We start from the raw sequence: 26196 nt of genomic DNA, 5'->3' as shown, positions 1-26196 counted from the left end.
GAGGTGAAGCATGCTAACTCCTGAACGGCATCAATTGATTATTGATCAAATAGAAAAGCATGATGTGGTAAAGATTCAAGAGCTCATAAATCTGACAAATGCTTCTGAATCAACAATCAGAAGAGATTTATCGACACTTGAAGAACGCGGTTTTTTAAAGCGTGTTCATGGGGGAGCGGCCAAGCTTTCCGATATCAGACTTGAACCTGATATGCTTGAAAAATCATCCAAAAACCTTCACGACAAATTGAAGATTGCTGAAAAAGCTGCTTCTCTTTTAGAAGAAGGGGATTGCATTTACCTTGATGCAGGCACGACGACTTTGCACATGATTGATTTTATGGATAAAACCAAAGATATTGTCGTTGTCACAAACGGGGTGATGCATATCGATGCATTAATAAGGAAAGAAATTTCTTTTTATCTGCTTGGAGGATACGTAAAGCACAGAACGGGCGCGGTTATTGGAGGCGCTTCACTGATTGCCATGGACCAGTACAGATTCGACAAGAGCTTTCTGGGGACAAACGGTGTGCATACAGAGGCTGGATTCACAACGCCGGACCCTGATGAGGCCCTTTTAAAACAGAAAGCGATCAAACAGGCAAAACACGCTTACGTCTTAGCAGACCCTTCGAAGTTCGGAGAAATTTCATTTTCGGCATTTGCCGGAATAGGCGACGCAACAATCATTACGACTGACGCTGAAGAGCTTACATTCGATAATTACCAAGAAAAAACTGTCGTAAAGGTAGTGAAACCATGATTTACACTGTAACACTTAATCCATCTGTCGATTATATTGTTCACGTTGAAGATTTTACTGTAGGAGGCCTGAATCGTTCTGCATATGATACCAAGTATCCAGGGGGCAAAGGCATCAACGTATCGAGACTGCTGAAAAGACATCATGTACCGTCTAAAGCGCTCGGATTCGTCGGCGGATTTACCGGAGAATATATCAAAACATTTTTGCGGGAAGAAAATTTGGAAACAGCTTTTTCTGAAGTAAAAGGGGATACCCGTATCAATGTAAAGCTGAAAACGGGTGAGGAAACTGAAATTAACGGGCAGGGACCGACAATTTCGGATGAAGATTTCAAAGCCTTTTTAGAGCAGTTCCAATCTTTAGAAGAGGGAGACATCGTTGTTCTTGCAGGAAGTATTCCATCTTCACTTCCTCACGATACGTATGAAAAAATCGCAGAGGCCTGCAAACAGCAGAACGCACGAGTTGTTCTGGATATCTCAGGAGAGGCTCTTTTGAAAGCGACAGAAATGAAACCGTTTTTGATGAAGCCAAACCATCATGAGCTTGGAGAAATGTTCGGCACGACCATTACCTCTGTTGAGGAAGCTGTTCCTTATGGGAAAAAGCTGGTAGAACAGGGCGCTGAACATGTAATCGTTTCAATGGCAGGAGACGGAGCGCTTTTGTTTGCGAACGAACAAGTTTATTTTGCTAACGTGCCAAAGGGGAAATTGGTAAACTCAGTCGGAGCAGGAGATTCCGTTGTAGCAGGCTTCCTTGCCGGAATTTCCAAACAGCTGCCGCTTGAAGAAGCATTCCGCTTAGGGGTTACTTCAGGTAGTGCTACCGCGTTCTCTGAAGAACTTGGAACAGAAGAATTTGTCCAGCAGCTTCTTCCTGAAGTTAAGGTCACACGTCTATAGAGGAGGAAACACAAGTGAAAATAACTGAGCTTTTAACAAAGCATACGATAAAGCTTAATATTGAGAGCAAAGAAAAAGAAAATGTGATTGACGAAATGGTCACTGTTCTTGATAAGGCTGGTAAGTTAAATGACCGACAAGCCTATAAAGAAGCCATTTTAAACCGCGAAAGCCAAAGCTCAACGGGTATTGGTGAAGGAATCGCTATCCCTCATGCGAAAACGGCTAGCGTTATCAACCCGGCGATCGCGTTCGGACGTTCTAAAGACGGTGTCGATTATGAATCATTAGACGGCCAGCCGGCTCACTTAGTCTTCATGATTGCGGCGACTGAAGGCGCAAACAATACTCACCTTGAAGCATTGTCAAGACTTTCCACGCTGTTAATGCGTGAAGAAATCCGCAAGCAGCTCCTTGAAGCTGAGTCAGAAGATGCCATCATCGACATTATTAATCAGCACGATAAAGATGATGACGAAGAGGAAGAGGAAGAAGAAGCGGCACCAGCACCTGCCGGAAAAGGAAAGATTTTAGCGGTTACTGCATGCCCGACAGGTATTGCCCATACATTCATGGCTGCGGATGCCCTTAAAGAGAAAGCGAAAGAGCTTGGCGTGGACATTAAGGTCGAAACAAATGGTTCAAGCGGCATTAAGCACAAGCTGACTGCCCAAGAAATTGAAGATGCACCTGCAATCATTGTCGCAGCGGACAAGCAGGTTGAAATGGAACGCTTTAAAGGTAAGCGCGTACTTCAAGTTCCTGTAACGGCAGGTATCAGACGCCCTCAGGAACTGATCGAAAAAGCGATGAACCAAGATGCCCCGATTTATCAAGGCAGCGGCGGTTCTTCAGCTTCAAACGATGAAGATGAAGCGAGAGGCAAGTCTGGAAGCGGAATCGGAAACGCGTTTTATAAGCATTTGATGAGCGGTGTCAGCAACATGCTTCCGTTCGTAGTCGGCGGCGGTATCCTCGTTGCGATTTCATTCTTCTGGGGAATTCATTCTGCTGATCCGAAAGATCCTACTTACAACGCGTTTGCCGCAGCTCTTAAGTTTATCGGCGGTGACAACGCATTAGGATTAATTGTGGCTGTTCTTGCTGGATTTATCGCAATGAGTATTGCAGACCGTCCTGGTTTTGCGCCTGGTATGGTCGGCGGATTCATGGCGACTCAAGCGAATGCTGGATTCTTAGGCGGTTTAATTGCCGGATTCCTTGCCGGTTATGTCGTGATTTTACTGAAAAAAGCATTTACCTTTATCCCTCAGTCACTTGATGGATTAAAACCTGTACTGATTTATCCGCTGTTCGGTATTTTTATCACTGGCGTATTAATGCAATTTGTCATCAATACACCTGTAGCAGCATTTATGAATTTCTTAACAAACTGGCTTGAAAGCCTTGGTACTGGAAACCTAGTATTGATGGGGATTATCTTGGGCGGTATGATGGCGATCGATATGGGCGGTCCGCTTAATAAAGCAGCCTTTACGTTCGGTATCGCGATGATCGATGCAGGCAACTATGCGCCTCATGCGGCAATCATGGCCGGCGGTATGGTTCCTCCGCTTGGTATCGCACTTGCTACAACCATTTTCCGAAACAAATTCACTCAGCGTGACCGTGAAGCTGGTATTACATGCTACTTCATGGGTGCTGCTTTCGTAACAGAGGGAGCGATCCCGTTTGCTGCGGCTGATCCGCTTCGCGTCATTCCAGCTGCTGTAATCGGTGCAGCTGTTGCCGGCGGATTGACTGAATTCTTCCGTGTAACGCTTCCGGCGCCTCATGGAGGAGTATTCGTAGCTTTCATTACAAACCATCCGATGCTTTACCTATTAAGTATCGTAATCGGTGCTGTCGTGATGGCAATTATCCTCGGTATTGTCAAAAAACCTGTTACAGAGAAATAAGAAAAAAAGCGTCCTTGATTCGAAAAGGACGCTTTTTCTTATCCGACAGGCAGGGAGCGGGTTAAGTTATGTAATTTATTCTTTTTTATGATAAAGTAAAAGAAGAGAATCAACTGATATAGCAATCGTCTAGGAGGAAACACTTTGACCGAGGAAAAAAATACGAATACTGAGAAAACGGTGAAGAAAAAAACCAATACGTACCTGGAATGGGGTAAAGCGATTGTCATCGCTGTTCTGCTGGCTCTCCTGATCCGTCACTTTTTGTTTGAACCGTATTTAGTTGAAGGTTCATCTATGTATCCCACATTACATGACGGAGAAAGGCTGTTTGTAAATAAAACAGTCAACTATATCGGCGAACTGAAGCGCGGAGATATCGTTATTATCAACGGTGAGACTTCTAAAATCCATTATGTAAAAAGATTGATTGGAAAGCCTGGAGAAACCGTTCAAATGAAGGATGACACGCTTTATATAAACGGCAAAAAAGTAGCCGAGCCTTACTTGTCTAAAAACAAGAAGGAAGCAGAAAAACTCGGTGTCAGTCTGACAGGCGATTTTGGGCCGGTTAAGGTTCCGAAAGGCAAATATTTTGTCATGGGAGATAACCGGTTGAATTCTATGGACAGCCGAAACGGATTGGGACTGATTGCGGAAGATCGAATTGTCGGCACATCGAAGTTTGTCTTTTTCCCGTTTAACGAAATGCGTCAAACAAAATAAAAACGCCTTGCTGGCCTTTGGACAGCAGGCGTTTTTATTTTGAAAAAGAAGCGACCAATGCAATGCATAAAACTGTGATGAACACTGAACCGATAATGGCCAGCACACTGAAGAAAAGGTGAACCTGTTTGTTCTCTTTTCCGCGCTTTTCTAAAAGTCGTTTAGAAAAAATGTGCGAAAATATGTAAATAAGGGCTATGCCTATGTATAAGCCGATATCCTTGGCGGTAAAGCCTGTTACGGCAAGGTAAAAGCCCGTAAAAAAGATCAATAAGCAATATTCAGTAAGTGTTAAAAGCCTCAACGTGTTCCTCCATGAGAGTGTGTAATTTTCCAGGCGGATGCATTCTCTCTCTTTAATTGTAACACAGCTGGCAGGATTGGGTGTATAAGTGTTTTCTCTCTGTTTTATCAGGGAATCATTTCTCTTGCCCTGTATTCATGGTATACTTTTATTGATGATAGACATGATGGAGGATAATAAATGATTGCTGTAAATAATGTAAGCTTGCGGTTTGCGGATCGCAAGTTATTTGAAGATGTTAATATTAAATTTACCCCAGGCAACTGCTATGGGTTAATTGGTGCAAATGGTGCCGGTAAATCAACGTTTCTAAAGGTGCTTTCAGGCGAAATCGAGCCTCAGACAGGCGACGTGCATATGAGTCCTGGCGAACGTCTTGCCGTCTTGAAGCAGAACCATTTTGAGTACGAAGAGTATGAAGTGCTGAAAGTGGTCATCATGGGTCACAAGCGCCTCTATGAAGTTATGCAGGAGAAAGACGCTATTTACATGAAGCCTGATTTCTCAGATGAGGATGGGATTCGCGCTGCCGAGCTAGAAGGTGAATTTGCGGAACTGAACGGATGGGAAGCGGAAAGTGAAGCGGCGATCCTTTTAAAAGGTCTTGGTATCTCAGAAGACCTGCACACAAAGAAGATGGAAGACCTTGGCGGTTCGGAGAAGGTAAAAGTTCTCTTGGCACAGGCATTATTCGGCAAGCCGGATGTTCTGCTGCTTGATGAGCCGACGAACCACTTGGACCTTCAGGCAATCCAGTGGCTTGAAGAGTTTCTGATTAACTTTGAAAATACAGTTATTGTCGTATCCCATGACCGTCACTTCTTAAATAAAGTGTGTACGCACATTGCCGACCTTGATTTTAATAAAATTCAAATCTATGTCGGAAACTATGATTTCTGGTATGAGTCAAGCCAGTTGGCGTTAAAGCTTTCTCAAGAAGCGAACAAGAAAAAAGAAGAGCAGATTAAACAGCTTCAAGAGTTTGTGGCTAGATTCAGCGCCAATGCGTCTAAATCTAAGCAGGCCACATCAAGGAAGAAACTTCTCGAAAAAATCACGCTGGATGATATTAAACCGTCTTCCCGCCGCTATCCTTACGTTAACTTCACGCCGGAACGGGAAATCGGAAATGATGTTCTTCAGGTGGAAGGATTAACAAAAACGATCGATGGCGTAAAGGTGCTTGACAATGTCAGCTTCATTATGAACCGAGAAGATAAAATTGCTTTCACTGGCCGGAACGAACTTGCTGTTACTACACTGTTTAAAATCATTTCCGGGGAAATGGAAGCTGACAGCGGAACGTTTAAATGGGGTGTTACCACATCACAAGCGTATTTTCCAAAAGACAACAGTGAATATTTCGAAGGCAGTGATCTGAATCTTGTAGACTGGCTTCGCCAATATTCTCCGCACGACCAAAGTGAGAGCTTTTTACGCGGGTTCTTAGGACGCATGCTGTTCTCCGGAGAAGAAGTCCACAAAAAAGCAAATGTACTTTCCGGGGGAGAAAAGGTCCGCTGTATGCTGTCAAAAGCGATGCTTTCTGGAGCCAATATTTTAATTTTGGATGAGCCGACTAACCATTTAGACTTAGAATCCATTACAGCGCTCAATAACGGCTTAATCAGCTTTAAAGGCGCTATGCTGTTTACTTCGCATGACCATCAGTTTGTGCAGACCATTGCCAACAGAATTATAGAAATTACACCTAATGGCATCGTTGATAAGCAAATGAGCTATGACGAGTTCCTTGAAAATACTGATGTGCAGAAAAAATTGGCTGAACTATACGCGGAATAAAAAAGCAGAGATTTCTCTGCTTTTTTTGATACATCATTATGAAAGGGGACCACAACATGAAATTTTTAGTCGTCGGAGCAGGCGGAGTAGGTGGGTATATTGGCGGACGGCTTGCAGAGAAAGGAAATGATGTGACATTTCTCGTGCGCCAAAAACGAGCTCAGCAGCTTAAAGAAACCGGGCTTGTCATCCACAGTGAAAAAGGGGATGCATCGTTTCAGCCCGTATTAATCAGTGCCGGAGAAACCGGGCAATTTGATGTCGTTATCATTGCTTCTAAAGCATACTCGCTTGATCAGGTGATAAACGATGTCAAGCCGTTTATCCATCAGGAATCTGTCATTATCCCTTTCTTAAACGGGTACCGCCACTATGAGCAGCTGTTCGCGGCATTTTCAAAAGAACAGGTGCTGGGCGGCCTGTGTTTTATAGAAAGTGCTTTAGACAACAGAGGAGAAATTCATCATACGAGTGCATCGCATCGTTTTGTATTTGGAGAATGGAACGGAGAGCGTACGGATCGAATAAAAGCGCTTGAAGAGGCATTTTCAAGCGTGAAGGCTGAAGTCATCATTAGCGGGCATATCGAGAAGGACATTTGGAAAAAGTATCTCTTTATTGCAGCGCAAGCGGGGATTACAACGTTATTTCAACGACCGCTTGGCCCGATTCTCGACACAGAAGGCGGACGTCACACGGCCCAAACTCTTATTGGGGAAATTGGCGCTGTTTTACGAAAAGAAGGCGTTCCGGCTGATCCGGATCTTGAGGAAGAGAGCTTTCGTACGATGACAAGCATGTCTTATCATATGAAGTCCTCCATGCTTCGGGATATGGAAAACGGCCAAACGACTGAAGGTGACCACCTGCATGGATTTTTGCTTGAAAAAGCAAAACGTTTATCTCTCGCGGCACCCGTATTAGAAACCGTTTATGCTAATCTGCAAATGTATGAAGCAGAAAAATAAAAAAAGGAGGCGAAAAGCCTCCTTTTATTTATTTAAAAAGCCCAATTTCCGTTTCGGAAAATAGGTTCTCTTTTTCCATCATCCGTAATTCCGTCAATATTCATATCCTTTGAACCGATCATAAAGTCTACGTGTGTAATGCTTTCATTTAAGCCTTCTTTGACAAGCTCTTCACGAGACATCTGCTTTCCGCCTTCAATATTAAAGGCATAGGCGCTTCCGATCGCCAAATGATTTGACGCGTTTTCATCAAACAACGTGTTATAGAAAAGAATGTTTGATTGTGATATAGGCGAATTGTAAGGAACAAGTGCCACTTCACCTAAATAGTGAGAACCTTCATCTGCTTCCACCAGTTCTTTTAAAATGTCTTCACCTTTTTCAGCTTTAATGTCGATTATACGGCCATTTTTAAACGTGAGAGTGAAATTTTCAATAATATTTCCGCCGTAGCTTAATGGTTTTGTGCTTGATACTACTCCGTCAACCCCGTCTTTTTGAGGCAGCGTGAATACTTCTTCTGTCGGCATATTAGCCATAAATTCATGGCCGCTTTCATTCACGCTTCCTGCACCTGCCCAAACATGCTTTCTAGGCAGCTTAATTGTTAAATCAGTTCCTTCTGCTTGATAATGTAAGGCAGCGTAATGTCTCTCGTTCAAATGATCAACTTTTTCATGAAGATTTTGGTCATGCTTGATCCACGCCTTAACTGGATTGTCTTCGTTTACGCGCGTCGCTTTAAAAATTTCTTCCCACAGAAGGTGAATGGCTTCCTCCTTTGATTTGCCAGGAAACACCTTCTGAGCCCAGCCCTCTGATGCCGCACCTACGAGAGTCCAACTGACTTTGTTTGATTGAATATATTGTCTGTATGTATGTAATGCTTTTCCTGCAGCTTTTTGGAATGCCGCAATCCGTTTAGAATCTATACCCTTTAGCAAGTCTGGATTTGACGACACAACAGAAATGAAAGCAGCTCCATTTTTGGCAAGCTCTTCTCTGCCTTTTGCTTCCCATTCAGGATATTCTTCAAATGCCTCAAACGGCGCAAGCTCGTATTTTAATTTGGCGACTTCGTCATCCTGCCAATTCACTGTGACGTTTTTTGCACCCTTTTCATATGCGTGTTTTACAATTAAGCGGACAAAATCCCGGACGTCTGTTGAAGCATTTACGACTACATGCTGGCCTTTTTGAACATTTACACCGACTTCTACTGCCAGTTGTGCATATGTATTTAACTTCTGTGAAAATGAATCCATAAACCATTCCTCCTCAAGCTTTTTTCTCATCATATCAAATATGATCCTATAAAGGAAAGAAGGAGGCCAAAGTGAAAAACCCAAAACGACATGTCTTGGGTTTTTCAATACTATGGATGATTCAGTTTTACAGTGCCGCCTGCAGGCGAATGGGGCATATTTGCCAAAGAAATGCTCATGCCCCCAAGAATAATTCCGCTTAAAATGGCTGCGATCGCTACTCTTCTTCCTAAATCTCTTAGCATCGGTTTCCTCCTTAACGTTTCTCCATTTCCCACAATATGAAGGAAGTGAGGAAAAAAGAAGCAAGAAATTTGCCGCGTGTAAGATTTATGCAAGGGCAGACTATTTAATTGCCTTTTGCAGCTTATCAATCACTTCTAAAGAACGGCCTGTGCCGATTGCTACAGATTCAAGCGGGTTTTGCGCCACGTGTACAGGCACGACAATCTCTTCTGTAAGCCATTCTTTAATTCCATTAAGAAGCGCGCCGCCTCCTGTTAAAATAACGCCGCGGTCGACAATATCTCCGCTTAATTCAGGCGGGCAGTCCTCAAGTGTCGCTCTGATGGCTTCAAGAATATGCAGGAGAGATTCGCGCATTGCATCTTGAATTTCGTTGGATTGAAGCATAATGGTTTTTGGAAGGCCCGTCACGAGGTCGCGTCCCCGAATTTCCATTGCCTCAGGTATATGTTCAATCAGAGCATGGCCAATTTCCATTTTTACCTGCTCAGCCGTACGTTCGCCGATCAGTAAATTGTATTTTTTCCGGACGAAAGAAACGATATCCTCATCAAGCTGGTCTCCGCCGATTCTAATAGAATGGCAGGAAACAACGCCGCCGAAGGAAATGATAGCGACCTCTGTCGTCCCTCCGCCGATATCTACGACCACATTGGCAACCGGCTCGTCAACCGGTAAATCTGCTCCGATGGCGGCTGCTACTGGCTCTTCGATTAAATGAACGTTTTTCGCGCCGCAATTTTTCACCGCATCACTGATGGCACGGCGTTCTACCGCTGTTGATCCTGACGGTGTGCAAACGACTACGTTCGGTTTTCTGAACGACATGCCGATGCTTTTTGCGGCTTTTTTCATAATGTGCTTTAGCAGATCAGTTGTCATATCATAGTCTGCGATCACGCCATCTTTCATCGGTCTGACAGCCACAATTTTCCCCGGTGTTTTACCGATCATGTTTTTGGCGTCAGCTCCGATTGCAAGCACTGCTTTTGTCGTTGTATCCACTGCGACAACAGATGGTTCATTTAGGATAATCCCTTTATTTTTGCTGTAAACAAGTATATTAGCTGTTCCTAAGTCAATCCCAATTTCAGTTGATTGAAACATGTTTTCACCCAATCTCTATCCTAATTTAATATGATTCTACATTTAAAGTTTCTCAGAAATACTGCGATTTTTGGGGGTGTGTGTCGGTAAAGAAATGTTTTTGTAAAAAATCAAGGAGCTGTGTAACAGAAGTAATACATTTTTCGGTTTTATGGAAAAAATATCTTGTGATTCTTATAGAAAGCGGGAAACTTTTTTTGAGTTTCATTCGTCTACGATATATTGAGGTGCATCCTTAAACATTACATGAGAAAAGAAACATTTAAAGGAAGAAGGGTTTTTATGAAATCAATAGGTGTTGTGAGAAAAGTAGATGAATTAGGCCGCATTGTTATGCCGATAGAGTTAAGACGGGCACTGGATATTGCCATAAAAGACAGCATTGAGTTTTTTGTTGACGGAGATAAAATTATCTTGAAAAAGTACAAACCTCATGGCGTTTGTTTAATGACTGGAGAAATCACTTCAGAAAATAAAGATTACGGCAACGGCAAAATTACGCTAAGCCCTGAGGGTGCACAGCTGCTTCTCGAAGAAATTCAAGCCGCTTTAAAAGAATAAAATTATGTTGAAAAAGGCGGAGCGATATCATCTCCGCCTTTTTTGCGTGCCAATTTTTGATTACCGCCGCCTAAGATAAGACATCAAGAATATTTGGTAATGAATGATTTGGGATACTTTACATATTTTACTCAATTATTTGTCGAAGAATGGTACAATAAGTAGAGAAACACAAGCGGCAGGTGGTCATATGAGAAAATATCAAGCTCGTATCATTTCCATCATTTTGGCAATGATTTTTATAATGTTTTGGGATTATTTATTTTATTTTATAGGCAAAAACCCGATTAATTGGCCTGTTGATATTGTGTATACTGCAGTCACGCTGGTGAGTGTCTGGATGCTGGCTTATTATATTGATGAGAAACAGCAGCTGGTTAAGAAAATGAAGGATAACGAATGGAAGTATAAGCAGCTTTCTGAAGAAAAAAACCGTATCATGGATAATTTGCAGGAAATCGTATTTCAAACGAATGCAAAAGGCGAAATTACATATTTAAACCAAGCGTGGGCATCAATAACCGGCTTTTCAATCAGTGAATGTATGGGAACGATGTATAATGATTACTTCATAAAAGAAAAGCACGTAGCGGACCACATTAACACACAAATCCAAAACAAGGCGTCTTCTGGCATGTTTACGGCAAAATACGTGACAAAGAACGGCACGATTTTTTGGGGAGAAGTTCATTATAAACTTTACTATGACCGGGATGACCAATTTACAGGCAGCCTGGGTACAATGTCAGATATCACTGAGCGGAAAGAGGCTGAAGATGAGCTCATTGAGATTAATGAACGGCTGGCGAGGGAATCCCAGAAACTATCAATCACAAGTGAACTTGCCGCCGGTATTGCTCATGAGGTCAGAAACCCTTTAACATCTGTCAGCGGTTTCCTCCAGATTATGAAAACACAATATCCGGACAGAAAAGACTATTTTGACATCATCTTTTCAGAGATTAAAAGAATCGATTTAGTTCTCAGCGAGCTGTTGCTGCTTGCAAAACCACAGGCGATTACATTCAAAACGCACCAGCTTAATGAGATTTTGAAACAAGTCACGACATTGCTTGATACCAATGCTATTCTGTCCAATATCGTCATAGAAAAACATTTTAAAGAGACAGATGGCTGTATGATTAACGGGGACGAAAATCAGCTAAAGCAGGTTTTTATCAATATCATTAAAAACGGAATTGAGGCAATGCCACAGGGCGGTGTCGTAACCATTTCAACTGCAAAAACCGCCTCTCATGCAGTGATAAGCGTAAAGGATGAAGGAAGCGGTATGCCGCAGGAAAAACTGAAGCAGATTGGCAAACCTTTTTATTCCACAAAAGAAAAGGGTACCGGATTGGGACTTCCCATTTGTTTGAGAATCTTGAAGGAACATGACGGGGAATTGAAAATCGAAAGCGAAGCTGGAAAAGGCAGCGTCTTTCAAGTGGTTTTGCCTTTAAAATCAGACAGCTGAGAGGAGAAAAATAATATGAACTCGCTTCTGTTTGTATACGGGACACTAAGAAAGCATGAAAAAAACCATTATTTGCTGGCGCAATCGGCATGTATCAATGAGCAGGCCAGAACAAAAGGAAGTATGTTTGCTGCCAAAGAGGGGCCCGCAGCCGTTTTAAATGGTGAAGGTTATATATACGGCGAAGTATATGAAGCAGACGAATTGTGTATACATAAGCTTGATCAATTTTTTCAAGGATATCATAAACAAATGGTGTTTATAGAAACCGATGTCGGAATTAAAAATGCGCTTATTTATTTTATGAACAAAGACGAGTGTGCCGGTTTTACGAAAATAAGCATTGGCGACTGGAAAGAACATCAGATGATCAGCAAATCGAAAAATCCCGTTTATTATTTTGCCTATGGATCATGCATGGATCATGCCCGCTTTCAAAAGGCGGGAGTCAGTCACTATTTTCAAGATCCAGTGGGAAGAGCTGTTTTAAAAGGATACACGACCCGCTTCACGTTAAAAAGGGAAGACGGCTCAAGAGCGGATATGCTGGAAGACGGAGGAATAACAGAAGGCGTTTTATATCGGATCCCTTATTCTGCTCTCTCCTATCTATATAAAAGAGAGGGCGTTGAATCACTTACGTATCGGCCGGCATTTGTGGACGTTGAAGCAGGCGGAAGGCACTATACAGACTGCTTAACCTTTCTCGTCCTCCAAAAAGAAGCGGAAATTGCTCCGCCTCAGCACTATCAGATTGAAATTGAACGCGGAGCGGAGCTGTATTTGTCGCCTGAATTTACTGAAAAGCTTAAGCAGCATATGAATTCGCTGCCAAAAGGATAACACTGTAACAAAAGATTATGATAAAATTTGATCAATATGATGTTATATAAAGGAGCACCACTATGAAAAAAGAATTTGCGGTAATTGGGCTGGGCCGTTTTGGCGGCAGTATTTGCAAAGCATTAAGCGAAGAAGGCGTCGAGGTTATGGCAATGGATATCGATGAAGATAAAGTCAACGAGTATGCCAAGATAGCATCTCACGCCGTTATCGGTGATTCAACAGACGAATCTGTCCTGAAAAATTTAGGCCTGCGAAATTTTGACCACGTGATTGTAGCCATCGGGGAAAATATTCAAGCGAGTATTTTAACAACACTCATTCTGAAAGAACTCGGCGTTCATACGATTACAGTTAAAGCACAGAACGATTATCACGAAAAAGTGCTGTCTAAAATCGGTGCGGATCACATTGTACACCCGGAACGCGATATGGCAAAAAGAATTGCACATAATATCGTGTCCAACAATGTACTTGACTATTTGGAGCTGTCTGAAGAGCATAGTCTTGTTGAAATCGTAGCTAACAGCCGTCTGGCTGGAAATACACTTCTTGATTTAGATATACGTGCAAAATACGGTATTAACATTGTAGCCATTAAAAGGGGCAAGGAAGTCATCGTATCACCGCTTGCAACCGAAGTCATCCACCAAGAAGATATACTTATTGTTATTGGGTCAGTCACAGACATCTCCCGTTTTGAAAAAAGAGTTCTTCATACAAAATAGCAGTAAAAAAAACCGTCCACAGAGGGCGGTTTTAATATTATCAGAATATAACAACTTTAATGAACCGAGCGTCAATTTCTTAACATTTTATTGACTAAGCATAGGCGATCCGATAGCATATTGTACCATATAATAAAAAAGAGGAGGGGCCTATTTGAATAAAGAAGCGCTAGTCAATAGGCTGAATGCTTCAGCCCGAAGACAAAAAGCTGATATCGTCATTAAGAACGGAAAAATGATGGACGTATATAATCAAGAGTGGATATATGAAGATATTGCGATTACAGACGGAGTTATTGTAGGCCTTGGCGACTATGAAGGCGAAAATGTCATTGATGCAGAGGGACAAATGATTGTCCCGGGTTTTATTGATGGGCATGTACATATTGAGTCATCAATGGTTACACCGATAGAGTTTGCTAAAGCAGTATTGCCTCATGGCGTGACGACCGTTGTTACAGACCCGCATGAGATCGCGAATGTGTCTGGGGAAAAAGGGATTGCGTTTATGCTTGAACAATCTCGGCATACACCGCTGAACATTTTTTTCATGCTTCCTTCCAGTGTGCCTGCCGCAAGTTTTGAGCGATCAGGCGCAATTCTCAAAGCTGCCAATCTCAAGCCTTTTTATGAAGAAGAAGAAGTATTAGGGCTGGCTGAAGTTATGGATTATGTGTCGGTTCAGCAGGCTGAAGAAGATATGGTTCAGAAACTGCTTGATGCACGTGTTGCAGGAAAACGGATAGACGGCCATTTAGCCGGTTTATCAACAGACCTCATTAACATTTATAGAACCGCATTTGTTTCAAACGATCATGAAGTAACATCGAAGGAAGAAGCTCTTGATCGTATCAGAAGGGGCATGTATGTCATGATGCGTGAGGGTTCAGTCGCAAAAAATACTCTCAATGTGCTGCCGGCGGTGAATGAAAAGAACTCACGCCGTTTCTTTTTCTGTACAGATGATAAGCATGTGGATGATTTGCTGTCAGAGGGAAGTGTGAATCATCAGGTGAAAATGGCGATTCAAGCCGGACTTGATCCGTTTATAGCTTATCAATTAGGAAGCCTCAATGCAGCCGAATGCTACGGACTAGATACAAAGGGAGCAATTGCCCCGGGTTTTGACGCTGACTTGCTCTTTGTCTCTGATCTGGAAAATGTCATTGTCACAAGGACGATGATAAAAGGACAGACTGTTGCTGAAGACAGCAAAGCAGTCTATCAGGAGCATGCTTCAACTGCAGCATCAGAACCGGCACTGCTTGACTCTGTTAAGATTGCTGCTCCTCTTAACAAACAGGACTTAATTATGCCAATTGATTCAGAGCAGCAGCTCAATGTCATTCAAATCATTCCAAACCAGCTTGAAACACGATTAGTACATGTTCCGGCTTCTGGTGCCCGCAACTTTGAGTCTGACACTGAGCTCGATTTGTTAAAGATTGCAGTTGTTGAGCGGCATAAAGGATTAAAAGAAATCGGGCTTGGTGTTGTGAAAGGATTTGGATTCAAGAGCGGAGCAATCGCCACAACCATTTCACACGACTCCCATAATATTATTGCCGTTGGAACGAATGATGAGGATATTGCGGCGGCAGTAAATAAACTGCAGGAAATTGGCGGAGGATTAACGATTATAAAAAATGGAGAAGAGCTCCATTCAGTACCGCTGCCGATTGCAGGGTTATTATCCGACCAAACCGCGGAGCAAGTGAATCAAAGCTTGCTGACGCTGCATGATCAATTGTCGTTAGTCGGTTTCACAGGCGGATTTAATCCATTTTTGACATTGTCGTTTTTAGCTTTGCCTGTTATTCCTGATATCAAAATGACGACAACAGGATTATTTGATGTAAAATCATTTCAACATATATCACTGCAATAAAAAAGATGCACTCCCTAAGTGAGTGCATCTTTTTTTCAAACCTCCATAATGATCGGCAGGATCATCGGACGGCGCTTTGTTTTTTCGTACAAGAAAGGTGCAAGAGTGTCTGTAATCTCGTTTTTGATTTCAGACCATTGAGTCGTTTTTCGTTCCATGACTTTTTGTAAGTGATTTGAAATGAGCTCTTGAGCGTCGTTGATCAAGTCGCCAGATTCTCTCATGTATACAAATCCTCTGGAAATCAAATCAGGACCCGCTGAAATCTTGAAGTCGTCCATGTCAATGCTGACAACAACGATGACAAGGCCTTCTTCAGAGAGAATTCTGCGATCACGAAGTACGATATTGCCAATATCACCGATACCGCTTCCGTCAATGTATACTGAACCGGACGGGATTTTTCCTGCAACCGAAGCCTCATCGCCTTTAAGCGCTAATACTTCACCGTTATCCATGATAAAGCAGTTTTCCTCTGGGATGCCGCAATCTGTTGCAAGCTTGACATGCATCTTTTGCATTCTGTACTCACCGTGAATCGGCATGAAGAATTTAGGCTTGATTAAACGGAGCATCAGCTTCTGTTCTTCCTGTCCGCCGTGACCAGATGTATGGATATCGTTAAGAGGGCCGTGAATAACCTCAGCACCCGCGCGATACAGCTGGTTGATCGTCCGACTCACACTGATTGTGTTGCCTGGGATAGGGGATGAAGAAAATACGACTGTATCCCCAGGATTGATTGAAATTTGGCGGTGTGTGCCATTTGCAATTCTTGATAACGCCGCCATTGGTTCCCCTTGGCTTCCTGTACATAAAATCGTTACTTTATTAGCAGGCATACGATTGATTTCGTTATGCTCAATAAACGTATTTTTAGGACAGTTAATATAACCGAGTGTCTGTCCAATTTCGATAGCCGATTCCATACTGCGTCCAAATACGGCAACTTTTCTTCCATTTTGTACAGCAGCCTCGATTACCTGCTGCAAGCGGTGAATATTCGACGCAAATGTAGCGAAGATAATTCGGCCGTCCACCTTGCGGAAAATGTCATGAATGCTTTCTCCTACACGGCGCTCAGACATGGTGAACTCAGGGTTTTCACTGTTTGTGCTGTCTGAAAGAAGGCATAAAACGCCTTCTTTTCCGATTTCGGCCATTTTCGTTAAGTTTGCCGGCTCTCCGACTGGAGTAAAGTCGAATTTGAAATCCCCAGTATGTACGATGTTTCCAGGTGGCGTTTTTACAACAATGCCGTAGGAATCTGGAATACTGTGTGTCGTTCTAAAGAATGACACGGCCGTTTTGCGGAACTTTACGATATCATCCTCGCCGATAATGTTTAGTTTCGTTTGTCTTAATAATCCATGCTCTTCAAGTTTATTCCGAAGTAAGCCGATCGCGAGTTTTCCGCCGTATACAGGAATATTCACTTGTCTGAGCAGATATGGAATACCGCCGATGTGGTCTTCGTGACCGTGGGTGATAAAAAGCCCTTTAATTTTATCTTCGTTTTTGACTAAATACGTATAATCAGGGATAACGTAGTCAATTCCGAGCAGTTCGTCCTCGGGAAACTTGATCCCCGCATCAATCAGCACAATTTCATCTTGGAATTGCACCGCGTACGTATTTTTACCGATTTCGCCCAAACCTCCGAGGGCGAAAACAGCAGTCTGATCATTTTTTACAAATTTCATACCGCTCATAACTCCAATACTTTAAAATTTTCGCTCTGTTGTTCATATTCTAAGAATGCACCATCCACAGGTGTAATAAACTCAATATTAAATTTCTTTTCTTTCAGCTTTGTTCTGACGTCACGCTCAGATACGCCTTCAATATAAAGTGAATCTGTCTTTTCCCGTACAGGTACTTCGTCAGCCTTTTCTTGATAAAATACCTTATAAATCATTCCAAATCTCTCCTTAAATGCCGTATGTTAGACTCGCTCATTCTATTATATTCGAAAACGGAATATAAGGAAAGCCTTGAGCAAAATAAGGACCTCTCAAAAAGTGAAAGATCCCTTGTCAGGCAATGGCTTTCTTGCGGAGCATTCCGTTCCATTGTCTTCTGAGTTTCTTTCTTAATTTACGCAGCATTAGCCAGTCCCTCCTTTAATAAAAAATTTGTCCCAGAGTTCTTTTATACTAATAGTATACGGAGATTAAGGAAGACTTTTCGTGGTTATTAATGGAATTTAATATGATTTTTGAACGAAATTGTTTGCTGAATGACAAACTTTTTGTATGATGAGGGTGGGAATTGCAGAACTAGACGATAAAGGGGAAGTTGCGATGGATTCAAAATTAATCTTTTTTGATATTGACGGCACGTTATATGATCATGATAAGAATATACCGGAAAGTACGAGAAAAACCGTGGCGGAGCTGCAGCGCCAAGGGCATCATGTGTTTATTGCCAGCGGCCGGTCGCCGTTTATGGTTAAGCCGATTTTGGAGGAGCTTGGGATCAACTCATTTATTTCCTACAATGGACAGTATGTTGTCTTTGAAAATCAAGTGATTTATAAAAATCCGCTGCCTGAAGATGCAATCAGACGATTATTAAAACAGGCGGGGAAAGACAAACATCCTGTTGTGTTTATGGCTGAAGACACGATGAAAGCCACAGTTGCGGATCACCCTCATATTCTCGAGGGAATCGGCAGCCTTAAAACCGATTATCCGGAGACCGATGACCTTTTTTATGAAGGAAAAGAAATTTTTCAGCTTCTTTTATTCTGTCAGGATGAAGAAGAAAAAGCTTATGCCGCTTTTCCTGAGTTTGATCTAGTGCGCTGGCATGAGCTATCGACTGATGTTTTGCCTCACGGAGGCTCGAAGGCAGAAGGGATCAAAAAAGTCATCGAGCGTCTTCCGTTTGATGTCGGAGATACATATGCTTTCGGCGACGGATTAAATGATCTGCAAATGATTGAATATGTTGGAACAGGCGTTGCTATGGGAAACGCTGTTCCTGAATTGAAGGAAATCGCGGACTTTGTAACAAAGCCGGTGGACGAGGATGGGATTGCATACGCTGTCAAAGAATTGGGCCTTTTAAAATAAAGAGACGGCTGGCATTATGCCAGCCGTTTTTTCTTTTAGCGTTCAATTGCGATTGCATTTTCAGGCTCTTGAAAAGGATTTTCTTTATCAATATGATCATAGAACATAACGCCGTTCAAATGATCGATCTCATGCTGAAACACAATAGCCGGAAACCCTTTTAAACGAATATCAATGTTTTCGCCTTCTAGTGTTGTTCCTTTTACTCTGATGCGAGCATAGCGGGGAACATAACCGGGAATCGCTTCATCCACAGACAGGCAGCCCTCGCCGCTTGTTAAGTAGCTTTTTTCAACTGAATGGCTGACGATCTTAGGATTAAACAGTGCATAACTGTACAACTTGCCGGAAGCATCTTCCGCATGAACGGCGATCATTCGTTTTTTGATATTAATTTGAGGAGCTGCGAGTCCTACGCCAGGGCGCAGCTTGTATTTTTCGGCTAATTCCGGATTTTGGCTGTTTTTAACAAATTCGATCATGTCGGCCAGCTGCTGTTTTTCTGCATCAGTTGGAGGCAGCTCAACTGGTTCTGCAGTCTCTCTGAGGGCTGGATGGCCGTCACGTACGATGTTTTCCATAGTAATCAAGAAACTCACTCCTAAAGCTTAATATGTAAATTATATCGGATTTCTTCACAAAGGTGCAACGAACGAATGACCAGCCGTATATGGCTGGTCAAGTTCATGCTGTGTGGTTAGCAACAGCCTCCGCCTAAATAAGCAGCTCCGACAATGATTAACAGAATGAATAAAACAACGATTAGCGCAAAGGTGCGGCCGTAGCCATATCCGTAGCCACCATATCCGTAACCACCATAACCGCAGCAGCCTCCGCCGAAACCATATCCATACATATTACATAACCTCCTCTTTTAATTACGCCAGAGCCTTATTAAGTAGGCATAGCGTCTACTATAACCTATGTAAAAACTAAAAAGTTGTATGGTCATCTGTCCTGATTTTTCACTTTTTGATTTAATTTCAGTATGCATTTATACAGCACAGCTATTGCCAAATGTCCCCATGGATTCTATAGTAGAAATTGTCAAGATTGGGGGATTCAACGTGATAGACGCAATAAAATGGCGGCCTGTAATAATGATTGGAGCTTTTTGTTCTATGCTACTGATATTAACAGGATGCATGGAGCAGGACCCGGTTGATTCACTTCATCATTCATTAGAAAAAGCCGCAGAGTCGGAAAAACCGTTTCAAGAAGAACAAAAAACACTCAAAGAGTTAGAGGCAAAAGAAAATCAGCTTTACGATAGTGTGATGAAGCTCAATATGGATGATTATAAAAAAATTGTAGCTTTATCTAATGAGGCGCTTGAAAATGTCAGCAAGCGCGAAGAACATCTGAAGCTTGAAAATGACAGCATGAAAAAATCGGAATCGGAATTTGAAGAAGCAAAAACGTCAGCAGAACATATTAAGGAAAAAGACATAAAAGAAAAGGCCTATGCCGCAGCAAACCACATGGAGAAAAGGTATACATCATATGGCTCCATGTATGAAGAGTATCAAAAAGCGCTTAAGCTTAATAAAAAGCTGTATATGCAGCTAAAAAACAAAGACTTGACAAGAGATGATCTGGATCAGCAGATCGATAAAGTTAATGTTTCTTATGAAAAGATCCATAAATATAACGGAGAATTTAATGTGCAAACGCAAAAATATAATAAAGCCCGTGAAGATTTATATGATGCTGCAGGCTATCATGTGAAAAAGAGCTGACTCGATCAGCTCTTTTTTTAAATAAATGCGATGCAGATTTTTTTCAAAATTTTCATTTCTATTGTAGTACAGCATAGTGAGGTATACTAGTACAGTTTTGGGTGCAGTTGACATCTGTTTTTTCAATGAAAATGTAAAGCGAATACATTTATTGAAAATCAGCGATGAAAACGATTGACGGCTCTTCTTTATTTGGTGTAAACTAATCCATGTTAAGCGGTGTTGTATTAGTTTTTTACAACTTCGAAATAATACAGTTCAAAGCAGAGTGTAACTATCCTACATAAAAGGTTTTGGCAAACTGGGGATCGGCTAAAATATATACGACTTACTGCTGATACTTTAGGGTACCCTAAGTTTGTATGTATAAAAGGAATGCACGTCTAATGACTGTTTAAAAGAAAGGAAGAGGTGACTTAGTATGGCTGCAAAAACGAAAAAAGCTATCGTTGACAGTAAGAAGCAATTTGATGCCATTAAAAAGCAGTTCGAAACGTTCCAAATTTTAAATGAAAAGGGAGAAGTCGTGAATGAAGCGGCGATGCCTGATTTAACTGATGATCAATTAAAAGAGCTAATGCGCCGCATGGTATTTACGCGTGTGCTTGATCAGCGCTCTATCTCATTAAACCGTCAAGGACGTCTCGGATTTTACGCTCCTACTGCGGGTCAAGAAGCTTCTCAGATTGCAACGCATTTCGCGCTTGAAAAAGAAGACTTTGTTCTTCCTGGATACCGTGATGTGCCTCAGTTAATTTGGCACGGCCTTCCATTATATCAAGCGTTTCTTTTCTCTCGCGGACATTTCAGAGGAAACCAAATGCCTGATGATGTGAATGCCCTTTCTCCACAAATCATTATCGGTGCTCAATACATTCAAACTGCCGGTGTTGCGCTAGGTCTTAAAAAACGCGGTAAGAAAGCTGTTGCAATCACTTACACTGGTGACGGCGGAGCTTCTCAAGGGGACTTCTACGAAGGAATTAACTTTGCCGGCGCTTATAAAGCACCTGCAATCTTCGTGGTGCAAAACAACCGTTACGCGATTTCAACTCCTGTTGAAAAACAATCTGCAGCTGAAACAATTGCACAAAAAGCTGTAGCTGCCGGTATTGTTGGCGTACAAGTAGACGGAATGGATCCGCTTGCTGTATACGCAGCAACTGCTGAAGCACGTGAGCGTGCAATCAACGGCGAAGGTCCGACACTAATTGAAACACTTACATTCCGTTATGGCCCGCACACAATGGCTGGTGACGATCCTACTAAATATCGTACAAAAGAAATCGAAAATGAGTGGGAGCAAAAAGATCCGCTTGTACGCTTCCGTGCGTTCCTTGAAAACAAAGGCTTATGGTCTGAAGAAGAAGAAGCAAAAGTAATTGAGGATGCGAAAGAAGAAATTAAGCAAGCGATCAAAAAAGCTGATGCTGAACCGAAGCAAAAAGTAACTGATTTAATGAAAATCATGTACGAAAAAATGCCTCACAACCTTGAGGAGCAATTTGAAATTTATACACAGAAGGAGTCGAAGTAAGCCATGGCGCAAATGACAATGATTCAAGCAATCACGGATGCGTTACGCACAGAACTGAAAAATGACGAAAATGTCTTAGTTTTCGGAGAAGACGTTGGTGTAAACGGCGGCGTATTCCGTGCGACAGAAGGATTGCAAAAAGAATTCGGTGAAGACCGTGTGTTTGACACGCCACTTGCTGAATCTGGTATCGGCGGTCTTGCCCTTGGTTTAGGCTTAAACGGCTTCCGTCCGGTAATGGAAATCCAATTCTTCGGATTTGTTTACGAAGTAATGGATTCAGTTTCCGGCCAAATGGCTCGTATGCGCTACCGTTCTGGCGGACGCTGGACTTCACCTGTAACAATTCGTTCTCCATTCGGCGGCGGTGTTCATACGCCTGAACTTCACGCTGACAGCTTAGAAGGTCTTGTTGCACAACAGCCTGGTATCAAAGTTGTTATTCCATCAACTCCTTACGATGCCAAAGGACTTTTAATTTCTGCGATCAGAGACAACGATCCTGTTGTTTTCTTAGAGCACATGAAGCTTTACCGTTCTTTCCGTCAGGAAGTTCCTGAAGAAGAATACACAATTGAGCTTGGAAAAGCTGACGTGAAACGTGAAGGTACTGATCTTTCAATCATCACTTACGGCGCAATGGTTCATGAATCATTAAAAGCTGCTGAGGAGCTTGAAAAAGACGGCATCTCTGCTGAAGTTGTCGACCTTCGTACTGTAAGCCCGCTTGATATCGATACAATCATCGCATCTGTAGAAAAAACAGGACGCGCGATTGTCGTTCAAGAGGCGCAAAAACAAGCCGGTATTGCTGCAAACGTAGTAGCAGAAATTAATGACCGTGCAATCTTGAGCTTGGAAGCACCTGTACTTCGCGTAGCTGCGCCTGATACAGTATTTCCTTTCTCTCAAGCTGAGAGCGTATGGCTTCCAAACCATAAAGACGTTCTTGAAACAGCAAGAAAAGTACTTGAATTTTAATCAAACTGCATAATCAAGAGGGAAGATGACGTTTTCCCTCTATTATATATCTGTTTTCAATGCTTACGATGTAACTTTAAAATTGCTTAATCATACTAGGAGGTCGAGAACTGTGGCATTTGAATTTAAACTTCCAGATATCGGGGAAGGTATCCACGAAGGCGAAATCGTAAAATGGTTTGTCAAGCCTAACGACGAGGTAGACGAAGATGATGTACTGGCTGAAGTCCAAAATGATAAAGCAGTAGTAGAAATTCCTTCACCTGTTAAAGGAAAAGTATTAGAATTAAAAGTTGAAGAGGGAACGGTTGCAACTGTTGGACAAACGATCATTACGTTTGATGCACCTGGTTACGAAGATCTTCAATTTAAAGGCAGCGATGAGTCTGACGAAGCGAAAACTGAAGCACAAGTTCAGTCAACTGCAGAAGCTGGACAAGACGTTGCGAAAGAAGAGCAAGCTAAAGAGCCTGCAAAAGCTACTGGTGCAGGACAGCAAGACCAAGCTGAAGTTGACCCGAACAAACGCGTGATCGCTATGCCTTCTGTACGCAAATATGCTCGTGAAAAAGGCGTAGACATCCGTAAAGTAACTGGTTCTGGCAACAACGGACGTGTTGTCAAAGAGGATATCGACAGCTTTGTAAACGGAGGAGCGCAAGAAGCTGCGCCGCAAGAAACGGCTGCACCACAAGAAACAGCTGCTAAACCGGCTGCTGCACCAGCTCCTGAGGGCGAATTCCCAGAAACACGCGAAAAAATGAGCGGTATCCGTAAAGCAATTGCGAAAGCGATGGTTAACTCTAAACACACTGCTCCTCACGTAACGTTAATGGACGAAGTGGACGTAACAAACCTTGTTGCACATCGTAAACAGTTCAAACAAGTTGCTGCTGATCAAGGAATCAAGCTGACTTACTTGCCTTACGTTGTAAAAGCTCTTACATCTGCACTGAAAAAATTCCCTGTTTTAAACACGTCAATTGACGATAAAACAGATGAAGTTATCCAAAAACATTACTTCAACATCGGTATCGCTGCTGACACTGAAAAAGGCTTGCTTGTACCGGTTGTGAAAAATGCAGATCGTAAATCTGTCTTTGAAATTTCTGATGAAATCAATGGCCTTGCAACAAAAGCTCGTGAAGGCAAGCTTGCTCCAGCTGAAATGAAAGGCGCATCTTGCACAATTACAAACATCGGTTCTGCCGGCGGACAATGGTTCACTCCGGTTATCAACCATCCAGAAGTTGCGATTCTTGGTATCGGACGCATTGCAGAAAAAGCGATTGTTCGTGATGGCGAAATCGTAGCAGCTCCAGTCTTAGCTCTTTCTCTCAGCTTCGACCACCGTATGATCGACGGAGCAACTGCGCAAAATGCATTAAATCACATCAAGCGTTTACTGAACGATCCACAATTAATTTTAATGGAGGCGTAATGTTATGGTAGTAGGAGATTTCCCTATTGAAACAGATACTCTTGTAATTGGTGCGGGACCTGGCGGCTATGTAGCTGCCATCCGCGCTGCACAGCTTGGACAAAAAGTAACAGTCGTTGAAAAAGCAACTCTTGGAGGCGTTTGTCTGAACGTTGGATGTATCCCTTCAAAAGCGCTGATCAACGCAGGTCATCGTTATGAGAATGCAAAGCATTCTGATGACATGGGAATCACTGCTGAGAACGTAACAGTTGATTTCACAAAAGTTCAAGAATGGAAAGCTTCTGTTGTCAACAAACTTACTGGCGGTGTAGCAGGTCTTCTTAAAGGAAACAAAGTAGATGTTGTAAAAGGTGAAGCTTACTTTGTAGACAGCAATTCAGTTCGTGTGATGGATGAGAACTCTGCTCAAACATACACGTTCAAAAACGCAATCATTGCTACTGGTTCTCGTCCTATCGAATTGCCAAACTTCAAATATAGTGAGCGTGTCCTGAATTCAACAGGCGCTTTAGCTCTTAAAGAAATTCCTAAAAAGCTTGTTGTTATCGGTGGCGGATACATCGGTACTGAGCTTGGAACTGCGTATGCTAACTTCGGTACTGAGCTTGTTATTCTTGAAGGCGGAGAAGAAATTCTTCCTGGCTTCGAAAAACAAATGAGTTCTCTTGTTACACGCAGACTGAAGAAAAAAGGAAACGTTGAAATCCATACAAATGCGATGGCTAAAGGCGTTGAAGAAAGACCAGACGGCGTAACAGTTACTTTCGAAGTAAAAGGCGAAGAAAAAACGGTTGATGCTGATTATGTATTGATTACAGTAGGACGCCGTCCAAACACTGATGAGCTTGGTCTTGAGCAAGTCGGTATTGAAATGACAGACCGCGGTGTCGTGAAAACTGACAAACAGTGCCGCACAAACGTACCTAACATTTATGCAATCGGTGATATCATCGAAGGACCGCCGCTTGCTCATAAAGCATCTTACGAAGGTAAAATCGCTGCAGAAGCTATCGCTGGAGAGCCTGCAGAAATCGATTACCTTGGTATTCCTGCGGTTGTTTTCTCTGAGCCTGAACTTGCATCAGTTGGTTACACTGAAGCACAGGCGAAAGAAGAAGGTCTTGACATTGTTGCTGCTAAATTCCCATTTGCAGCAAACGGACGCGCGCTTTCTCTTAACGAAACAGACGGCTTCATGAAGCTGATCACTCGTAAAGAAGACGGTCTTGTGATCGGTGCGCAAATCGCCGGAGCAAGTGCTTCTGATATGATCTCTGAATTAAGCTTAGCGATCGAAGGCGGCATGACTGCTGAAGATATCGCGATGACAATTCACGCTCACCCAACATTGGGCGAAATCACAATGGAAGCAGCTGAAGTGGCAATCGGAAGTCCGATCCATATCGTAAAATAAATTGAACATCAAAAACAGCCCTCGCTCAAAGCGGGGCTGTTTTTTTATTTTGACAGCACGTGCTGTAATGGTTTAATGATGTCTTCTTTCTTTTTCACACATCCCTCGATTTTCACCACGACATGGCGCTGATCAACAACCATAAGGGTAGGGACAGTTTCAATCTCATCTTCCCAGCCTTCTTTTTTATCATAAACCTTCATTTTATCTATTTGCTCGGGATAATCTTTTTCTAAATCAAGCAGTGCGTCGTAATAAGGCGCTTCCTGGTCTATTTGGTTCTCATCAGAAAAAAACAGGATTTGTGTATGATGAATGTTGTCAATCCGGCTTTTTTTCATCGGATTGATGGTGGAAAGCGTACAGCCCGATAAAGCAAGTACTATTATCAGCATGGGGAATACCGCGCGATATCGCATCTATCTTCTCCTCTGTATAAACAGTAGTTAACTAGCTTTAGTTTATCACGAGAGGCGGCTTAAACTGCTTCTTGTT

At 42.5% G+C, this 26196-nt stretch carries 26 protein-coding genes; 17 read left to right on the top strand and 9 right to left on the bottom strand.

The window, feature by feature from the left end:
• Positions 1-10: 10 nt before the first annotated feature.
• The 4 genes from ACQXR1_RS10250 (at position 11) to sipT (ending at position 4319) form a co-directional block, all read left to right on the top strand.
• Positions 11-766 (top strand): DeoR/GlpR family DNA-binding transcription regulator, encoded by a 756-nt coding sequence (locus tag ACQXR1_RS10250; RefSeq protein WP_227098498.1) that lies wholly within the window; start codon positions 11-13, stop codon positions 764-766.
• Positions 763-1674, top strand: coding sequence for a 1-phosphofructokinase (gene pfkB, locus ACQXR1_RS10245; RefSeq protein WP_430772054.1), 912 nt, complete (start codon positions 763-765; stop codon positions 1672-1674). The genes ACQXR1_RS10250 and pfkB overlap by 4 nt, the downstream gene beginning before the upstream one ends.
• A gap of 14 nt (positions 1675-1688) precedes the next feature.
• Entirely contained in the window at positions 1689-3593 is a 1905-nt protein-coding gene (locus ACQXR1_RS10240) for a PTS fructose transporter subunit IIABC (RefSeq protein WP_040083262.1), read from the top strand.
• 144 nt (positions 3594-3737) lie between these two features.
• Positions 3738-4319: a signal peptidase I sipT gene (gene sipT, locus ACQXR1_RS10235; RefSeq protein WP_430772053.1), complete on the top strand. Its 582-nt coding sequence runs from the start codon at positions 3738-3740 to the stop codon at positions 4317-4319.
• Between the two features lie 34 nt (positions 4320-4353).
• Here the strand turns inward: sipT and ACQXR1_RS10230 are convergent, their stop codons facing one another.
• Complete coding sequence (locus ACQXR1_RS10230; RefSeq protein ID WP_003232345.1) at positions 4354-4623, bottom strand: hypothetical protein; 270 nt, start codon at positions 4621-4623, stop codon at positions 4354-4356.
• Positions 4624-4803: 180 nt separating this feature from the next.
• Between ACQXR1_RS10230 and ACQXR1_RS10225 the strand changes: the two genes are divergently transcribed.
• Together ACQXR1_RS10225 and ACQXR1_RS10220 are read left to right on the top strand one after the other, a co-directional pair.
• Positions 4804-6426: an ABC-F family ATP-binding cassette domain-containing protein gene (locus ACQXR1_RS10225; protein WP_014663819.1), complete on the top strand. Its 1623-nt coding sequence runs from the start codon at positions 4804-4806 to the stop codon at positions 6424-6426.
• Between the two features lie 56 nt (positions 6427-6482).
• Positions 6483-7394: a ketopantoate reductase family protein gene (locus tag ACQXR1_RS10220; protein ID WP_306289839.1), complete on the top strand. Its 912-nt coding sequence runs from the start codon at positions 6483-6485 to the stop codon at positions 7392-7394.
• A gap of 32 nt (positions 7395-7426) precedes the next feature.
• Here the strand turns inward: ACQXR1_RS10220 and ACQXR1_RS10215 are convergent, their stop codons facing one another.
• From ACQXR1_RS10215 to mreBH, 3 genes are all read right to left on the bottom strand, one after another.
• A complete protein-coding gene (locus tag ACQXR1_RS10215; RefSeq protein WP_306646312.1) occupies positions 7427-8659 on the bottom strand; it encodes an aminopeptidase in 1233 nt (410 codons plus the stop codon).
• Between the two features lie 110 nt (positions 8660-8769).
• Complete coding sequence (locus ACQXR1_RS10210) at positions 8770-8904, bottom strand: protein YkpC (RefSeq protein WP_003238865.1); 135 nt, start codon at positions 8902-8904, stop codon at positions 8770-8772.
• Between the two features lie 100 nt (positions 8905-9004).
• Positions 9005-10012 carry a cell shape-determining protein MreBH gene (gene mreBH / locus ACQXR1_RS10205; protein ID WP_003245743.1) on the bottom strand — a complete coding sequence of 336 codons (1008 nt, stop codon included), beginning with the start codon at positions 10010-10012 and terminating at the stop codon, positions 9005-9007.
• Positions 10013-10294: 282 nt separating this feature from the next.
• On the opposite strand from mreBH, the gene abhA reads away from it, so the two are divergent.
• From abhA to ade, 5 genes are all read left to right on the top strand, one after another.
• A complete protein-coding gene (gene abhA, locus ACQXR1_RS10200) occupies positions 10295-10573 on the top strand; it encodes a transcriptional regulator AbhA (protein ID WP_014663823.1) in 279 nt (92 codons plus the stop codon).
• A gap of 190 nt (positions 10574-10763) precedes the next feature.
• On the top strand, positions 10764-12050 hold the full coding sequence (kinC, locus tag ACQXR1_RS10195; RefSeq protein WP_040083258.1) for a two-component sensor histidine kinase KinC: 1287 nt from the start codon (positions 10764-10766) through the stop codon (positions 12048-12050).
• Between the two features lie 15 nt (positions 12051-12065).
• The gene (locus ACQXR1_RS10190) at positions 12066-12893 is read left to right on the top strand and encodes a gamma-glutamylcyclotransferase (protein ID WP_243571882.1); all 828 of its coding nucleotides are present in this window, start codon (positions 12066-12068) and stop codon (positions 12891-12893) included.
• A gap of 62 nt (positions 12894-12955) precedes the next feature.
• Positions 12956-13621, top strand: a complete 666-nt coding sequence (gene ktrC / locus ACQXR1_RS10185; protein ID WP_003222311.1) for a Ktr system potassium transporter KtrC — start codon at positions 12956-12958, stop codon at positions 13619-13621.
• A gap of 154 nt (positions 13622-13775) precedes the next feature.
• Entirely contained in the window at positions 13776-15509 is a 1734-nt protein-coding gene (ade, locus tag ACQXR1_RS10180; protein WP_430772052.1) for an adenine deaminase, read from the top strand.
• 35 nt (positions 15510-15544) lie between these two features.
• Here the strand turns inward: ade and rnjA are convergent, their stop codons facing one another.
• Both rnjA and rnpZA read right to left on the bottom strand, forming a co-directional pair.
• Complete coding sequence (rnjA, locus tag ACQXR1_RS10175; protein WP_003245660.1) at positions 15545-17212, bottom strand: ribonuclease J1; 1668 nt, start codon at positions 17210-17212, stop codon at positions 15545-15547.
• Between the two features lie 5 nt (positions 17213-17217).
• On the bottom strand, positions 17218-17427 hold the full coding sequence (rnpZA, locus tag ACQXR1_RS10170; protein ID WP_003222303.1) for an RNA polymerase subunit omega 1: 210 nt from the start codon (positions 17425-17427) through the stop codon (positions 17218-17220).
• A gap of 385 nt (positions 17428-17812) precedes the next feature.
• Between rnpZA and ACQXR1_RS10165 the strand changes: the two genes are divergently transcribed.
• Positions 17813-18586, top strand: a complete 774-nt coding sequence (locus tag ACQXR1_RS10165; protein WP_069838827.1) for a Cof-type HAD-IIB family hydrolase — start codon at positions 17813-17815, stop codon at positions 18584-18586.
• Between the two features lie 35 nt (positions 18587-18621).
• Here ACQXR1_RS10165 and def read toward each other — a convergent pair whose 3' ends face one another.
• Both def and ACQXR1_RS10155 read right to left on the bottom strand, forming a co-directional pair.
• Positions 18622-19176, bottom strand: a complete 555-nt coding sequence (gene def / locus ACQXR1_RS10160) for a peptide deformylase (protein WP_069149536.1) — start codon at positions 19174-19176, stop codon at positions 18622-18624.
• A gap of 107 nt (positions 19177-19283) precedes the next feature.
• Positions 19284-19442, bottom strand: a complete 159-nt coding sequence (locus ACQXR1_RS10155; protein WP_014663830.1) for a YjcZ family sporulation protein — start codon at positions 19440-19442, stop codon at positions 19284-19286.
• A gap of 211 nt (positions 19443-19653) precedes the next feature.
• Between ACQXR1_RS10155 and ACQXR1_RS10150 the strand changes: the two genes are divergently transcribed.
• From ACQXR1_RS10150 to lpdA, 5 genes are all read left to right on the top strand, one after another.
• A complete protein-coding gene (locus ACQXR1_RS10150) occupies positions 19654-20325 on the top strand; it encodes a YkyA family protein (protein ID WP_306289836.1) in 672 nt (223 codons plus the stop codon).
• A gap of 421 nt (positions 20326-20746) precedes the next feature.
• On the top strand, positions 20747-21862 hold the full coding sequence (gene pdhA, locus ACQXR1_RS10145; protein WP_003222294.1) for a pyruvate dehydrogenase (acetyl-transferring) E1 component subunit alpha: 1116 nt from the start codon (positions 20747-20749) through the stop codon (positions 21860-21862).
• 3 nt (positions 21863-21865) lie between these two features.
• Positions 21866-22843, top strand: coding sequence for a pyruvate dehydrogenase complex E1 component subunit beta (gene pdhB / locus ACQXR1_RS10140; RefSeq protein ID WP_014113660.1), 978 nt, complete (start codon positions 21866-21868; stop codon positions 22841-22843).
• 112 nt (positions 22844-22955) lie between these two features.
• Positions 22956-24284 carry a pyruvate dehydrogenase complex dihydrolipoyllysine-residue acetyltransferase gene (gene pdhC, locus ACQXR1_RS10135; RefSeq protein WP_014663833.1) on the top strand — a complete coding sequence of 443 codons (1329 nt, stop codon included), beginning with the start codon at positions 22956-22958 and terminating at the stop codon, positions 24282-24284.
• Positions 24285-24288: 4 nt separating this feature from the next.
• On the top strand, positions 24289-25701 hold the full coding sequence (lpdA, locus tag ACQXR1_RS10130) for a dihydrolipoyl dehydrogenase (RefSeq protein ID WP_014663834.1): 1413 nt from the start codon (positions 24289-24291) through the stop codon (positions 25699-25701).
• Positions 25702-25745: 44 nt separating this feature from the next.
• Here the strand turns inward: lpdA and slp are convergent, their stop codons facing one another.
• Complete coding sequence (gene slp, locus ACQXR1_RS10125; RefSeq protein WP_040083253.1) at positions 25746-26120, bottom strand: peptidoglycan-associated lipoprotein Slp; 375 nt, start codon at positions 26118-26120, stop codon at positions 25746-25748.
• Between the last annotated feature and the right edge of the window lie 76 nt (positions 26121-26196).

The sequence above is a fragment of the Bacillus sp. ATD genome (assembly GCF_050585765.1).
GTDB lineage: Bacteria > Bacillota > Bacilli > Bacillales > Bacillaceae > Bacillus > Bacillus stercoris.
This window is presented reverse-complemented; position numbering and strand designations above follow the sequence as displayed.

Bases quoted from the DNA above. Each gene is read 5' to 3' on its own strand.
- ACQXR1_RS10250 (WP_227098498.1), top strand. From the start codon at position 11: ATGCTAACTCCTGAACGGCATCAATTGATTATTGATCAAATAGAAAAG.
- pdhB (WP_014113660.1), top strand. From the start codon at position 21,866: ATGGCGCAAATGACAATGATTCAAGCAATCACGGATGCGTTACGCACA.
- ACQXR1_RS10225 (WP_014663819.1), top strand. From the start codon at position 4,804: ATGATTGCTGTAAATAATGTAAGCTTGCGGTTTGCGGATCGCAAGTTA.
- ACQXR1_RS10215 (WP_306646312.1), bottom strand. From the start codon at position 8,659: ATGGATTCATTTTCACAGAAGTTAAATACATATGCACAACTGGCAGTA.
- slp (WP_040083253.1), bottom strand. From the start codon at position 26,120: ATGCGATATCGCGCGGTATTCCCCATGCTGATAATAGTACTTGCTTTA.
- lpdA (WP_014663834.1), top strand. From the start codon at position 24,289: ATGGTAGTAGGAGATTTCCCTATTGAAACAGATACTCTTGTAATTGGT.
- ACQXR1_RS10155 (WP_014663830.1), bottom strand. From the start codon at position 19,442: ATGTATGGATATGGTTTCGGCGGAGGCTGCTGCGGTTATGGTGGTTAC.
- rnjA (WP_003245660.1), bottom strand. From the start codon at position 17,212: ATGAAATTTGTAAAAAATGATCAGACTGCTGTTTTCGCCCTCGGAGGT.
- ACQXR1_RS10190 (WP_243571882.1), top strand. From the start codon at position 12,066: ATGAACTCGCTTCTGTTTGTATACGGGACACTAAGAAAGCATGAAAAA.
- rnpZA (WP_003222303.1), bottom strand. From the start codon at position 17,427: ATGATTTATAAGGTATTTTATCAAGAAAAGGCTGACGAAGTACCTGTA.
- abhA (WP_014663823.1), top strand. From the start codon at position 10,295: ATGAAATCAATAGGTGTTGTGAGAAAAGTAGATGAATTAGGCCGCATT.
- ACQXR1_RS10165 (WP_069838827.1), top strand. From the start codon at position 17,813: ATGGATTCAAAATTAATCTTTTTTGATATTGACGGCACGTTATATGAT.
- mreBH (WP_003245743.1), bottom strand. From the start codon at position 10,012: ATGTTTCAATCAACTGAAATTGGGATTGACTTAGGAACAGCTAATATA.
- ACQXR1_RS10220 (WP_306289839.1), top strand. From the start codon at position 6,483: ATGAAATTTTTAGTCGTCGGAGCAGGCGGAGTAGGTGGGTATATTGGC.
- ktrC (WP_003222311.1), top strand. From the start codon at position 12,956: ATGAAAAAAGAATTTGCGGTAATTGGGCTGGGCCGTTTTGGCGGCAGT.
- pfkB (WP_430772054.1), top strand. From the start codon at position 763: ATGATTTACACTGTAACACTTAATCCATCTGTCGATTATATTGTTCAC.
- pdhA (WP_003222294.1), top strand. From the start codon at position 20,747: ATGGCTGCAAAAACGAAAAAAGCTATCGTTGACAGTAAGAAGCAATTT.
- kinC (WP_040083258.1), top strand. From the start codon at position 10,764: ATGAGAAAATATCAAGCTCGTATCATTTCCATCATTTTGGCAATGATT.
- ACQXR1_RS10210 (WP_003238865.1), bottom strand. From the start codon at position 8,904: ATGCTAAGAGATTTAGGAAGAAGAGTAGCGATCGCAGCCATTTTAAGC.